This window comes from Pantoea sp. R102 (genome assembly GCF_004916815.1).
Classification (GTDB): domain Bacteria; phylum Pseudomonadota; class Gammaproteobacteria; order Enterobacterales; family Enterobacteriaceae; genus Pantoea; species Pantoea dispersa.
In genome coordinates, this window is sequence record NZ_SDFT01000232.1 from 1 (window position 1) to 12,715 (window position 12,715).

The window sequence follows — 12,715 nt, forward strand, 5'->3', positions numbered from 1 at the left end:
GGCAGCGGCAGTTTGCGGTCCGCCTTATCGAACAGGCCGGTGACGCGCTGGCTTTTGAAATAGGCAATCACATCAGACAGCGTATAGCGCTCGAGCAGATCGGCACCAATAATGAACGGCCCGGAGCGCACATCGCCGTCGCTGCTGGTGGTTTGCAGCACGTAGCGGCCCGGCGTTTGCCAGCCGGAGAAATCGGCACGATAGAAGGTGCGATCGCCCCAGCCCGGCACGTCACCCTGTGGCTGCAGCGTGCCGCTCAGCACCGCTTTATTGGTCTCATTATCCAGCAGGGTAAATTTCACCGGCGGTTTAGCGCGCGAGTCGCCGGTCAGCTGCACGATAGCGTTTTTCGGCGCGGCAACATCGTAGCCGACCTGATTGATTAAAACGTGGGTTTCAGCGTGCGCCAGCCCGGCCAGTAACAGCGCTGCGGTCAGCGCGGAGAAGCGAATCCTCATGGTCATCATCCTTAGTGTCGTGAGTGATTGAACAGGCTAAAAGGGGCAATCATCATGAATTTGACGTCCTTTTCATCCTGGAAAACGTTGCCATAGCCGCCGCCCCAGCTGGGGTTTTCGCTATGGTTGTTGTAGGCGGTGAGATGCAGCTTAAATACCGTGTCTTTGGCCCAGCCGGACTGCACCTGCCACACCAGATCGCCATTGATGGCGGTTTCCGTCAGGCGCTGCTGCTGCGACCAGTCGCCGCCGCGCGCCGGTTTGCCGTCCCAGCCCCAGGCAAACGAGCCACCGATGCTGACGCCCGGCCAGACGATGTCGCTGAGATCGATCATCAGGCCTGCGAACAGCGCTTTTTCGCCGTCGGCGTTGAAGTCAGAGCGCGAATCCCACCACATATCGATGCGGCCCGCGGAGTTGGGATAGATCGGCGTCATCGCCACGGTGTAATAACCCTGTTTCCCCGGTGCGTGCACCGCGCTGCCCTCCAGCCGGAACTGATAGCGATCCCACTGGTACGCCAGCGTCAGGCCCTGCTGCCAGGCAAACTCATCGTAAACATCATGGCGACCGGTACGATCCTGCGAGCCGTAGAACTGCCAGCTGACGCTGAACGGGTTATCCCACAGCGTGGTCTGACGCGCCGCTTTGGCGAAATATTTGTCGAGATAATGCGGAGATTCCCCCCACGCCAGCTCCAGCGTGTTGCCGTTTTTGAAGTCATACTTCGCGCCCAGCGAGTGCAGATAAGGAATGCGCGTTTGCCGGTCGATTTCGCGAAACTCGTACATTTTGCGATACCACGGTGCTTTGTACTTGTTGGCGCCCATCCACGACAGCGACAGCGCGCCGGCAGCGCCATAGTCATAGACCGCCCCGACTTCCACGCCCTGGTAGGTGCCGGGCAGAAATCCCCACTGGGTGCCAAGCAGCGTCTGACCGCTCGGCTGGATATAACCGGCCCGCAGCCAGTAGTCGCCGGCTTTGAGTTTCAGCGCTGCACGGTAGAGATCCAGCCCGTTACGTTCGCCAACGCCACGGTCTTCCCACATCGAAGGCCCGTGACTGAAGCTGATCTCGTTGGGATGCGCCGGGCTGCCTTCAAACAGATCCCAGGTGGCGAAGGCCGCCACATCAATGCCCACGGTATCGGCCAGATAGCCGGACTGATAATCGAGCGCGCCGGTCAGCGTGCTGTGATGCAGGTTGGTCTGATAGTGCTGATAGTGCGCGCTGTGCGGATCGAGATCTTTACGCTCACGGTGGCGCTGCCAGTAATAGATGGTGCCCTCCAGCGTGCTGTCTTCAACAAATCCTTCCGCCAGCGCCGGCGGTGCCGCGCCCAGCATCAGGGTGGCCAGCGGCAGCAGCGCTGCCTTGTTTCTCCTGGTGAGTGTGTTCATGACCTTTCCTTAAGGTGCACGCGGCCCTGCGAAGCAGCCGCATGCGATTTCCCTGTTTTGGTGTTAACGAATCAGCGCATCAGGCGCCGGTTTTATTCACGCTGCGCAGCGTCCAGCGGCCGTAAATCAGCGTCAGAATGAATGGGGTGAGGAAAGCCACGGCAATTGCCGCCACTTCATAGATCATCTTCGACTCCGGGCCTTCGAACAGGCCGAGTTCAAACACGTTCAGCACCGGCAGGAAACTGTAGGTTTTCACCTGCAGCAGCCCGGTGATGCCACCGCCGAGCGCCGCGCCGATGCAGCCGAAGATAAACAGCATGCGGTACTTGAGATTGACGCCGTACAGCGCCGGTTCGGTAATGCCAAAGAACGCTGACAGCGACGCCGAGATTGCAATCTGCCGGTCGCGCAGGCTGCGGGCGATGAAGATCGCGCCGGTGACCGCGCCAAACTGCCCCATCACCGCCGACATAAACATCGCCATGATGGTGTCGTAGCCCTGCACCTGAATATTGATCAGCGCCAGCGGGATGATGCCCCAGTGCACGCCAAACACCACAAATAGCTGACCAATGCCCGCCAGCAGCGCGCCGGAGATCATCGGGCTAAGCTGATAGAGCCAGCTGTAGCCGCTGGCGATGCCGACGCCAACATAATCCGCCAGCGGGCCAATCACCGTGAACACCACAAAGCCGCAAATCAGCAGCGACAGGCACGGCACAAACACCAGCGCTGCCACCTCGGGGATCCACTGTTTCAGCCGGCGCTCAACCTTGCTCAGCAGCAGCACCGCCAGAATCGCCGGAATCACCGCGCCGCCGTAAATCTTCAGGCTGATGCTCAGGCCGAACAGCGCGAAGTGCGCCGGCAGATCCGGCTGGGTCAGCGGAAACACCATCGCCGCCGTCAGCGCCAGCGCGGTGAAACGGCTGGCGCCGAAACGGTCTGCCGCGGTAACCGCAATAAACAGCGGCAGAAAGACAAACACGCCGCTGGCCAGCGCGTTGAACATGGCGAACAGCAGGTCATCGTCCGCCACCCAGCCCTGCGTCTGCAGCAGCACCATGATGCCTTTGATCACCCCGATGCCGGCCAGTACGCCAATGTAGGGCGTGAAGATAGCGCCCAGCGTGGCCAGCATTTTGCCCGCGACGCCGCGCTCGTCTTTGCCGGGCTTCACCGGCTCGGCCACCGGCGCTGCGCCCTGCTGCATCGCCTGATACAGCTGTTCGACCTGCGGCCCGACCACAATCTGCAGCTGTCCGGACGCGTTCACCACGCGGATGACGCCCGGCAGGCTACTGATGGCCGGCATATCGACACTGGCCAGATCGTTTATCGTCAGCCGCAGCCGCGTGGCACAGTGTGAAATGTGGCTGATATTATCGTCGCCGCCGACCTGTTCCCTGATGGCCTGCGCCAGCTTCACGTAATCGAGTTTCATTGTTGTTATCCTTATGGCTCGCGCCCGGCGTTAGTCGTAATCACCCGGTTTGGTTTTGCTCTTCATCGCCACGCCAAAATCAGTGAATATGCGCTGCGGCAGATTGTTGCCTTTGGCTTCAGCGATGTGATGCGCGAGGATCTGGAACGGAATCACCATCAGCAGCGGCGCTATCCATTCGCTGACCTCCACGCCGAGTGCCAGCGTGCGCGCATCATCACTTTCCCCGAGACACAGGCTCCAGACGTGCGGCGTCACGCGCTGCTCATACTGGCGCAGCAGCTGCAGGCGTTCGCGCACCGGCGCCTCGACGTCGATAAAGAACAGCCGGTGCTGCGGATTGATTTCGAAATAGGGGCCGTGCATAAAAGCTTCCAGTTCAATGCCCTGCGACGGCACGCGCACCGTTTCGCTGAATTTGGTCTCCATCTCTTTGATCACGCCAATCGCCGGACCAAAGCCAATCGAGATAAAGCGTGGCGCCGCAGTGAGATCGTCCTGCCAGCGCTGCCAGAAACGCTCGGTGCGGGCGATGATGTCCGGAATCGCGTCGACGCCGTGCTGCAGTTGCGCCAGCGCCTGCTGCTCCTGCTCTGCGCTGAGGCGACCGCTGTGGCGCGCGCTGTGCACGCCAATCAGCATCAGCGTCAGGATCGTGGCGACATAGCCTTTAGTGACATAACCGACGCGCTCTTCGCCGTTCATGATGTCTACGGCGTGATCCACCGCCTGCGCCAGCGGACTGGTGATTTTGCTGGTGATGCCCCAGGTTGCCACGCCGTGCTGTTTTTTCAGCGCGTCGATCGCTGCCAGCGTCGAAGTGCTCTCGCCGCTCTGTGAAATCGCGATCACCAGATCGGTCGCCGGATCCCACTGCTCGTAGTGCTGAAAGTGAAACGGCTCCTGCACGCTGATGCGTACGCCGGTCAGTTGCTCAACGTAATATTTGGCGCTGAGCGCGGCGTTGATGCTGGAGCCGGTGGCCAGAATCAGCACTGTTTTCGCCTTGCCCAGCACCGGTAATCCCTGCGGATAGCACGCCAGCAGATGGCTCAGCACCTCGGGTTGCTGGTGGATGTAGGTCATCATGGTGGGTTTCATTACCGCTCCTTAAACTGTTTTCCCGCCAACCTGAAAACGTTTTCAGGTTGTGAGCAAACTTATTTAATGGCGCATATTAAGTCAACGTGAGGATCGTGAAATTGCGATCGCGCTAACAAAGCGCAACGAAAGCAGGCGGAACGTTTAAGGGGAGAAGATCAGGCGGATTCGCCGGGGATCAATACCGGCTTTAGCGGTGCGCTGCAGCGCGCGTGCGGGCTTAAGCTGCCGTCCAGCTGCGCCATCATCATGGTGATAATGTTTTGCCCCAGCTGCGGATTCTGGTGATCGACGCTGGTCAGGCGCGGGATAAAATACTCGCTGCCGGGGAAGCGCTCGCAGCTGATGACCGCGACCTGCTCAGGCACGTCAATGCCGCGATCGCGTAACGCGCGGATCGCGCCCATCGCCACGCGATCGTTGATTGCCACCAGCGCCTGCGGTTGCTCTGCCTGCTGCCACAGCGTATCAATCGCCTGATAGCCGTGTTCAGGATAGAAGTTATTCAGGCAGATCCAGCTGTCGCGCGGCGTAATGCCGGCCTGCTGCAGCGTGGCGTGGAAATGACTGACGCGCTCGCGCGTCACCCACACTTTGCGCGAACCGCCAATAAACGCGATATCACGCAGGCCGCGCGCCAGCAAATGATTCACCGCCAGCCCGACGCAGTGCTGCTGGTCGCGCATCACGCACGGCCAGCGGCCAGCAGGATGCGGCTGCCCCACCACCACCACCGCCATTTTGTCCATCAGCGATTCCAGCAGCGTCAGGTAGTTGGCCGGAATCGGCGCATAGTCGCTGTGGCCGCCGAGCACGATCACCCCATCGATCTGGCTATCGATAATCGACTGAAAAATCGCGCTTTCATCATCGTCATGCTGAGGGCTGCGGTTGGCCGACTGGGTATCGTACAGGGTGATTTTGTAACCGATGGCCAGACAGGCCTGCTGAATCTGCGCCACCAGCGTGACGAAGTAAGGGTTAGTGATGTCAGAGACGATCACCGCGAGCGTATAGCTCTGGCGCGATATCATGCCGCGCGCCATCAGGTTGGGGCTGAACTGATGCTCGGCGATCACCTGTTCCACCCGCGTGCGGGTTTTTTCCGACACCCACGCATGCTTGTTGAGCACGCGCGAGACGGTAGTGATCGACACACCGGCGAGTACGGCAATATCCTTGATGGTGAGATTTTTGCTCATCGTCGCCGGGTTCGCTTATTCGTCGCCGAGCGGGGCCGCCGCGCCGTTGCTCAGCAGCTCACGCACTACGCTGGTGGCAAAACTGCCGGCCGGCAGCCAGAACTGCAGCTCGAGCGTGACGTCATCCCACCAGTTCCACTGCAGATCTTTCGGCACCACCAGCATGGCGCGCCGCGCTGCATCGACGCGTTCACGCTCCAGCAGGCTGAGCAGATCGGCCGCGCCCGCCAGCTGCTGCTGTTCAAACGCCAGCGTTTCGCCCTGAGTGCCCGGTTCGCCGCGTCCGGCCAGCGGTGCGGTGATGCGCAGCTCGTGGTTATCCACACGCTGCTGCAGCGCAGGTAACTCGTCCGCCTGGGCGACAAACCAGCTGCCGCGCCCGCTGAGCTGCAGCGCATCGCCGGGCTGCACGCGATCCAGCGCACCGTCACGCTGCAGACGCGCGCTGGTCAGCTGATTGAACAGCTGGCTGCGCGCCGCCGACAGCAGAATGCCTTTCATACTGCGGTCGCCTGGACGGAATTTCTCCTCTGCCCACAGGCGCGCCTGCGTCAGGTTATTGCCGCCGCGGCCAAAGCGCTGTTCGCCAAAGTAGTTGGGCACGCCCTGCTGCTGAATTCGCTGCAGCCGCGATTCCACCTGCGCGCGATCGGACACCTGACGTACCACCAGACGAAACGCATTGCCCGCCAGCGCGCCGGTGCGCAGTTTACGCTTGTGGCGAATCACCTGCAGGATCTCTACGCCTTCCAGCTGGAAGCCGGCAAGGTTGGGCATCGCCGTGCCCGGCACGCGGAAGCACAGCGTTTGCTCGGTGACCGCGTGGCGATCTTTCATGCCGGCATAGCTGAGATCGCGCTGATGCACGCCGAGGAATTTGGCGATCGCCTCAGCGACAAAACGCGTGTTGCAGCCAATTTTACGGATGCGCACCAGCAGCTGCTCGCCTTCGCCATCATAGGGATAGCCGAGATCTTCAATTACCACGAAATCTTCGGGACTGGCTTTGATTACCCCGGTGGCAGCGGGCACGCCGTGCAGGTAGAGCAGCTCACTCATGCCCGATCGGCCTTCACCAGCAGCGCCACGGCTTCGCAGGCAATGCCTTCACCGCGACCGGTGAAGCCCAGCTTCTCGGTGGTGGTGGCTTTGACGTTGACATCATCCATGTGGCAACCGAGATCTTCGGCGATGTTGACGCGCATCTGCGGCACGTGCGGCAGCATTTTCGGCGCCTGAGCGATGATGGTGACATCGACGTTGCCGATGCGGTAGCCCTTCTGCTGGATGCGACGCCAGGCTTCGCGCAGCAAACCGCGGCTGTCGGCGCCTTTGAATGCCGGATCGGTGTCCGGGAACAGTTTGCCGATGTCGCCCATCGCCACCGCGCCCAGCAGCGCGTCGGTCAGCGCATGCAGCGCCACATCGCCGTCGGAATGCGCAATAAAGCCCTGTTCGAAGGGAATACGCACCCCGCCAATCACCAGCGGGCCTTCGCCGCCAAACGCGTGCACGTCAAAACCGTGACCGATACGCATCATGCGTGCTCCTTTAACTGAATCTGAGTGAGATAGAAGGCCGCCAGCGCCAGATCTTCCGGCCGCGTTACCTTAATATTGTCGCTGCGTCCGCTGACCAGCTCAGGATGATAACCGCAATACTCCAGCGCCGAGGCTTCATCGGTGATGGTCGCGCCTTCATTGAGCGCGCGCGTCAGGCAGGCGGTCAGCAGCGCATGCGGGAAAAACTGCGGCGTCAGCGCATGCCATAAGTCATCGCGTTCGACGGTATGCGCAATGGCACCTTTACCCGGCTCCGCGCGCTTCATAGTGTCGCGCACCGGTGCCGCCAGAATCGCGCCGACTTTGCTGTGCTCACGCACCGCCAGCAGACGCGCTAAATCATCGGGATGCAGACACGGACGCGCCGCGTCGTGCACCAGCACCCAGGCACTGTGGCGGATGGTCTGTAATCCGGCCAGCACCGATTCGGCGCGGGTTTCGCCGCCGGTGACGCGCAGCACGCGGGCATCCTGCGCCAGCGGCAGGCTATCGAACCAGCCGTCATCCGGGCTGACTGGCACCACCACCTGCTTTACCGCCGGATGCGCCAGCAGGCGCGCCACGCTGTGCTCGAGCAGGGTTAACGGACCGATGGTGAGATACTGCTTCGGACAGGCGGCCTGCATGCGGCTGCCGATACCGGCAGCCGGCACCACGGCAATCACATCCGCAGAGGAAGAGAGCTGATTCATGGTTTATCGTTGTTGGTTCTGCGCCGCTTGTTGCGCATTACGTTTGTTTTGGTCTGGCACCAGACGATAGAAAGTCTCGCCAGGCCTGATCATGCCCAGCTCGCTGCGTGCACGTTCCTCAATCGCCTCTGAACCGCCATTGAGATCGTCAATTTCGGCAAACAGCTGATCGTTACGCGCTTTGAGTTTGGCGTTATTCGCCTGTTGTGACGCCACGTCTTCGCTGACGCGCGTGTAATCATGGATACCGTTCTTGCCCAGCCACAGGGAGTATTGCAACCATCCCAGCAGCACGAGCAGCAGTAACGTCAGTTTTCCCATCCCCGCCCCCTGAAAAACGGCTCAATCATCCCATAACTTGACGCCGGACTCCACTGCGGCAGCGAAAATGGCGCGCAAGCAGATTTGTCTGGACAAATAATGACGGGGAAAGCGCCGGACGGCAGGTAAAGTTTTGTAACCTGCCGATGCGTTTGCACATCAGCGCCGGATTACCAGCCGGAGAGAAAGGAGAACAGCAGCCAGAACAGGCACACAACCACCAGGGCGGTGATCAGGCCGCTCCACCACAGCCGGCCACGCAGCATCAGGCTGAGCACGATGCCAATCAGCACCGAAACCGGCAGCAGCGCAAGGAAAAAAGGCCAGGTGTAGAGGAAGAAAAACAGCGTGTTAGAGCCGTACAGCAGAAACGGGATGCCCAGCGCACACCAGTACGAGAGAAAGCCGATCACGCCGCCCGGCAACGATGAGCGTGGCTCATCCGGGGTGCGTTCATCTTTGCGTGCCAGCATGGGGGTAACGTTCTGCATAGAGATCCTGTTGACGCTAAAGCGCGGCAAACCGTGAGATTTGCCGCTGTCGGTTCAGGATCTGATGATATCGTGGTGGCGCAGCAGGTCTAACAATTGGCCGGTCAGTTTTGTAACCAATTGTTCACCATCCAGCTGGATTTCCGGCGCGTCCGGCGCCTCGTAAACGCTGTCGATACCGGTGAAGTTACGTAGCTCGCCGGCACGGGCTTTTTTATACAAGCCTTTCGGATCGCGCGCTTCGCACACCGCCAGCGGCGTATCGACGAACACCTCGATAAACTGCCCGTCACCGAGCAGATCGCGCACCATCTGTCGCTCGGCACGGTGCGGCGAGATGAACGCCGTCAGCACCACCAGTCCGGCATCCACCATCAGTTTCGCCACTTCGCCCACGCGCCGGATATTCTCTTTGCGGTCTTCATCGCTGAAACCGAGATCGCGGCACAGGCCGTGACGCACATTGTCGCCGTCCAGCAGATAGGTGCTGACGCCCAGCCGGTGCAGTGACTGCTCCAGTACACCGGCCACGGTAGATTTACCCGAGCCAGAGAGCCCGGTAAACCACAGCACCACGCCACGATGGCCGTGCTGCTGTTCGCGTTCAGCGCGCGTGACCGGATGGTCATGCCACACCACGTTTTCGTCGTGCTGCGCCATTACTGACCGCCCAGCAGGTCGCGTGCGTTCCAGTGCGGGAAGTGACGGCGCACCAGCGCGTTCAGCTCCAGCTCGAAATCACTGTACTGGCCAGCCTGACTGCGCGCGGCGCTCAGCGGCTGATGGATCATGCCGGCACCGACGGTCACGTTGCTCAGGCGATCGATAAAGATCATGCCGCCGGTCACCGGGTTCTGCTGGTAAGCATCCAGCACCATCGGTTCATCAAACGTCACTTCTACCAGACCGATGCCGTTGAGCGGCAGGCTGTCGACCGCGCGTTTTTCCAGCGTATTGATCTCCACCTGATGGAGAATCTTTTCGACGCGGCCACGCGCTTTCTTACCGGCAATTTTCACTTCATAGCTTTGCCCCGGCTGCAGCGGCTGTTCCGCCATCCACACCACGTCGACGGTCGCAGACTGCACCGCCTGCAAATCGGCTGCGGCATCCACCAGCAGATCGCCACGGCTGATGTCGATCTCATCGTTCAGCACCAGGGTAATCGCCTCACCGGCGGCCGCCTGCTGCAGGTCGCCGTCAAAGGTGACGATACGCGCAACGCTGGATTCCACACCGGACGGCAGCACTTTCACCCGCTGGCCGACGCTGACCGTACCTGACGCCAGCGTACCGGCATAGCCACGGAAGTCGAGGTTCGGCCGGTTAACATACTGCACCGGGAAGCGCATCGGCTGCGTGTCGACCACGCGCTTCAGCTCTACCGTCTCCAGCACGTCGAGCAGCGTCGGGCCGCTGTACCACGGCATGGTTACGCTCGGGGTGGCGACGTTATCGCCTTCCAGCGCCGACATCGGCACAAAGCGGATATCAAGATCGTCCGGCAGCTGCGCGGCAAAATCGAGGTAATCCTGTTTGATCTGCTCGAAGGTCTCCTGGCTGTACGCCACCAGATCCATCTTGTTGATCGCCACCACCAGATGTTTGATGCCCAGCAGCGTGGCGATGAAGCTGTGGCGACGGGTCTGATCCAGCACGCCTTTGCGCGCATCGATCAGCAGGATCGCCAGATCGCAGGTTGAGGCACCGGTCGCCATGTTGCGGGTGTACTGCTCGTGCCCCGGCGTGTCGGCGATGATGAACTTGCGCTTCTCGGTGGAGAAATAGCGATAGGCCACATCGATAGTGATGCCCTGCTCGCGCTCGGCCTGCAGGCCATCGACCAGCAGCGCCAGATCGAGTTTCTCGCCCTGGGTGCCGTGGCGTTTGCTGTCATTGTGCAGCGACGACAGCTGATCTTCATAAATCTGGCGCGTATCGTGCAGCAGACGGCCAATCAGCGTACTTTTGCCGTCGTCGACGCTGCCGCAGGTGAGGAAACGCAGCAGGCTTTTGTGTTGTTGCGCGGTCAGCCAGGCTTCAACGCCGCCCTGCTCGGCAATCTGTTGGGCAATAACGGTATTCATCGGCGTCTACTTAGAAATAACCCTGACGTTTTTTCAGTTCCATCGAACCGGCCTGGTCGCGGTCAATCACGCGCCCCTGACGTTCACTGGTGGTGGAGACCAGCATCTCTTCAATGATTTCCGGCAGCGTCTGCGCCTCGGATTCCACCGCGCCGGTCAGCGGCCAGCAGCCGAGGGTACGGAAACGCACCATACGCTGCTTAATCACTTCTCCCGGCTGCAGGTTGATACGATCGTCATCAATCATCATCAGCATGCCGTCGCGCTCCAGTACCGGGCGCGGTGCAGCCAGGTACAGCGGCACGATTTCGATGTTTTCCAGGAAGATGTACTGCCAGATATCCAGCTCGGTCCAGTTGGAGAGCGGGAACACGCGAATGCTTTCGCCTTTGTTGATCTGGCCATTGTAGTTGTGCCACAGCTCCGGACGCTGGTTCTTCGGATCCCAGCGGTGGAAACGATCGCGGAACGAATAGATACGCTCTTTGGCGCGCGACTTCTCTTCGTCACGGCGTGCGCCACCGAATGCCGCATCAAAACCGTATTTGTTCAGCGCCTGCTTCAGACCCTCGGTTTTCATGATGTCGGTGTGTTTGGCGCTGCCGTGCACGAACGGGTTAATACCCATCGCCACGCCTTCCGGGTTACGGTGCACCAGCAGCTCTGCGCCCATCGCTTTCACGGTGCGATCGCGGAACTCGTACATTTCACGGAATTTCCAGCCGGTATCAACGTGCAGCAGCGGAAACGGCAGCGTGCCCGGATAGAAGGCTTTGCGCGCCAGATGCAGCATCACCGAGGAGTCTTTACCGATGGAGTACATCATCACCGGATTGCTGAACTCGGCCGCCACCTCGCGGATGATATGGATACTCTCTGCCTCCAGCTGGCGCAGATGAGTGAGACGATTTTGGTCCATAATTTTTCCTCAAGCCAAATTGACAACGGCGGACTCGCGAGCCCCCTGCTGTGCCGAATGTTGGAACCAGGCAAGTTGCCCGTGCAGATTCACCACTTCGCCAATCACTAATAGCGCTGGCGTTGGCGCGGCAGCTGCCAGCGCCTCGAGTTGTGCTAAGGTGCCGGTCAGCACCTGTTGATCCTGGCGCGTGCCGCGACCAATCACCGCCACTGGCGTTGACGGCGCGCGACCGTGTTCGATCAGCCCGGCGGCAATTTCCGCCGCTTTCACCGTGCCCATGTAAATTGCCAGCGTCTGACGCGCGCGCGCCAGCGACGGCCAGTCGATACCGTCGCCGTCGGCGCGGCAGTGACCGGTAATAAACAGCACGCTCTGGGCATAATCGCGATGGGTTAACGGAATACCGGCATACGCGGTAGCACCCGCGGCCGCGGTGATGCCCGGCACCACCTGGAACGGAATGCCCGCCGCCTGCGCCGCCTGCAGCTCTTCGCCGCCGCGGCCAAAAATAAACGGATCGCCGCCTTTCAGGCGCACCACGCGCTTGCCCTGCTGCGCCAGCGTCACCAGCAGCTGATTGGTCTCTTCCTGCGGCACCGAATGGGCGCCGGCGCGTTTGCCGACGCAGATACGATCGGCATCGCGTCTTACCAGCTCCAGCACCTCGTCGCTGACCAGATGGTCATACAGCACCACATCGGCCAGCTGCATCACCTGCAGCCCGCGCAGCGTCAGCAGACCGCTGTCGCCCGGGCCGGCACCGACCAGCGTGATTTCACCCTGATTATCGGAAGTGTTTTCCAGTTCGCGATCGAGCGTGCGGCGCGCCTCGTTGACGTTACCCGCCGCCATCTGGCTGGCAAACAGGCCATTAAAAGCCCGCTCCCAGAAGCGACGACGGTCAGACATTTTGTGGTAACGCTGTTTGACTTTGTCGCGCCACTGACCGGCCACTTCGGCCATCTGCCCGAGATTGGCGGGCAGCAGCGCTTCGATTTTTTCACGCAGCAGACGCGCCAGCACCGGCGC

At 60.7% G+C, this 12,715-nt stretch carries 14 protein-coding genes; all 14 read right to left on the reverse strand.

What is annotated here, in order from left to right; genetic code table 11:
* A partial coding sequence (locus ERD80_RS20385; protein ID WP_282183387.1) for a cellulase N-terminal Ig-like domain-containing protein occupies positions 1 to 458 on the reverse strand: 458 nt, incomplete at its 3' end.
* An 11-nt stretch (positions 459 to 469) separates the two neighbouring features.
* Complete coding sequence (locus ERD80_RS20390; RefSeq protein ID WP_136548324.1) at positions 470 to 1,861, reverse strand: OprD family outer membrane porin; 1,392 nt, start codon at positions 1,859 to 1,861, stop codon at positions 470 to 472.
* A 79-nt stretch (positions 1,862 to 1,940) separates the two neighbouring features.
* A complete protein-coding gene (locus tag ERD80_RS20395) occupies positions 1,941 to 3,308 on the reverse strand; it encodes a PTS transporter subunit EIIC (protein WP_059010923.1) in 1,368 nt (455 codons plus the stop codon).
* A 30-nt stretch (positions 3,309 to 3,338) separates the two neighbouring features.
* Positions 3,339 to 4,409, reverse strand: a complete 1,071-nt coding sequence (locus ERD80_RS20400; RefSeq protein WP_058775996.1) for an SIS domain-containing protein — start codon at positions 4,407 to 4,409, stop codon at positions 3,339 to 3,341.
* A 158-nt stretch (positions 4,410 to 4,567) separates the two neighbouring features.
* Positions 4,568 to 5,611 carry a LacI family DNA-binding transcriptional regulator gene (locus ERD80_RS20405; protein ID WP_136548325.1) on the reverse strand — a complete coding sequence of 348 codons (1,044 nt, stop codon included), beginning with the start codon at positions 5,609 to 5,611 and terminating at the stop codon, positions 4,568 to 4,570.
* A gap of 15 nt (positions 5,612 to 5,626) precedes the next feature.
* Positions 5,627 to 6,670, reverse strand: a complete 1,044-nt coding sequence (gene truD, locus ERD80_RS20410; protein WP_136548327.1) for a tRNA pseudouridine(13) synthase TruD — start codon at positions 6,668 to 6,670, stop codon at positions 5,627 to 5,629.
* Positions 6,667 to 7,149, reverse strand: coding sequence for a 2-C-methyl-D-erythritol 2,4-cyclodiphosphate synthase (ispF, locus tag ERD80_RS20415; protein ID WP_031279680.1), 483 nt, complete (start codon positions 7,147 to 7,149; stop codon positions 6,667 to 6,669). The genes truD and ispF overlap by 4 nt, the downstream gene beginning before the upstream one ends.
* Positions 7,149 to 7,865 carry a 2-C-methyl-D-erythritol 4-phosphate cytidylyltransferase gene (gene ispD, locus ERD80_RS20420; RefSeq protein WP_021507349.1) on the reverse strand — a complete coding sequence of 239 codons (717 nt, stop codon included), beginning with the start codon at positions 7,863 to 7,865 and terminating at the stop codon, positions 7,149 to 7,151. The genes ispF and ispD overlap by 1 nt, the downstream gene beginning before the upstream one ends.
* 3 nt (positions 7,866 to 7,868) lie before the next feature.
* Positions 7,869 to 8,186 carry a cell division protein FtsB gene (gene ftsB / locus ERD80_RS20425; protein ID WP_021507350.1) on the reverse strand — a complete coding sequence of 106 codons (318 nt, stop codon included), beginning with the start codon at positions 8,184 to 8,186 and terminating at the stop codon, positions 7,869 to 7,871.
* 170 nt (positions 8,187 to 8,356) lie between these two features.
* The gene (locus ERD80_RS20430; protein ID WP_021507351.1) at positions 8,357 to 8,677 is read right to left on the reverse strand and encodes a DUF3561 family protein; all 321 of its coding nucleotides are present in this window, start codon (positions 8,675 to 8,677) and stop codon (positions 8,357 to 8,359) included.
* A 54-nt stretch (positions 8,678 to 8,731) separates the two neighbouring features.
* Positions 8,732 to 9,337 carry an adenylyl-sulfate kinase gene (gene cysC / locus ERD80_RS20435; protein WP_104189662.1) on the reverse strand — a complete coding sequence of 202 codons (606 nt, stop codon included), beginning with the start codon at positions 9,335 to 9,337 and terminating at the stop codon, positions 8,732 to 8,734.
* Entirely contained in the window at positions 9,337 to 10,764 is a 1,428-nt protein-coding gene (gene cysN, locus ERD80_RS20440; protein WP_058775992.1) for a sulfate adenylyltransferase subunit CysN, read from the reverse strand. Before cysN ends, cysC begins: the two co-directional genes overlap by 1 nt.
* Before the next feature lie 10 nt (positions 10,765 to 10,774).
* Positions 10,775 to 11,683: a sulfate adenylyltransferase subunit CysD gene (cysD, locus tag ERD80_RS20445; RefSeq protein ID WP_021507354.1), complete on the reverse strand. Its 909-nt coding sequence runs from the start codon at positions 11,681 to 11,683 to the stop codon at positions 10,775 to 10,777.
* Between the two features lie 9 nt (positions 11,684 to 11,692).
* Positions 11,693 to 12,715 (reverse strand): siroheme synthase CysG (cysG, locus tag ERD80_RS20450; RefSeq protein WP_136548329.1); only part of this gene is annotated, 1,023 nt, incomplete at its 5' end.

What these genes read in the sequence shown, in the direction of transcription:
- ERD80_RS20400 (WP_058775996.1), bottom strand. Translation starts at nt 4,409, where the DNA reads ATGAAACCCACCATGATGACCTACATCCACCAGCAACCCGAGGTGCTG.
- cysD (WP_021507354.1), bottom strand. Translation starts at nt 11,683, where the DNA reads ATGGACCAAAATCGTCTCACTCATCTGCGCCAGCTGGAGGCAGAGAGT.
- ftsB (WP_021507350.1), bottom strand. Translation starts at nt 8,186, where the DNA reads ATGGGAAAACTGACGTTACTGCTGCTCGTGCTGCTGGGATGGTTGCAA.
- cysN (WP_058775992.1), bottom strand. Translation starts at nt 10,764, where the DNA reads ATGAATACCGTTATTGCCCAACAGATTGCCGAGCAGGGCGGCGTTGAA.
- ERD80_RS20430 (WP_021507351.1), bottom strand. Translation starts at nt 8,677, where the DNA reads ATGCAGAACGTTACCCCCATGCTGGCACGCAAAGATGAACGCACCCCG.
- cysC (WP_104189662.1), bottom strand. Translation starts at nt 9,337, where the DNA reads ATGGCGCAGCACGACGAAAACGTGGTGTGGCATGACCATCCGGTCACG.
- ERD80_RS20390 (WP_136548324.1), bottom strand. Translation starts at nt 1,861, where the DNA reads ATGAACACACTCACCAGGAGAAACAAGGCAGCGCTGCTGCCGCTGGCC.
- ispD (WP_021507349.1), bottom strand. Translation starts at nt 7,865, where the DNA reads ATGAATCAGCTCTCTTCCTCTGCGGATGTGATTGCCGTGGTGCCGGCT.
- ERD80_RS20405 (WP_136548325.1), bottom strand. Translation starts at nt 5,611, where the DNA reads ATGAGCAAAAATCTCACCATCAAGGATATTGCCGTACTCGCCGGTGTG.
- truD (WP_136548327.1), bottom strand. Translation starts at nt 6,670, where the DNA reads ATGAGTGAGCTGCTCTACCTGCACGGCGTGCCCGCTGCCACCGGGGTA.
- ispF (WP_031279680.1), bottom strand. Translation starts at nt 7,149, where the DNA reads ATGCGTATCGGTCACGGTTTTGACGTGCACGCGTTTGGCGGCGAAGGC.
- ERD80_RS20395 (WP_059010923.1), bottom strand. Translation starts at nt 3,308, where the DNA reads ATGAAACTCGATTACGTGAAGCTGGCGCAGGCCATCAGGGAACAGGTC.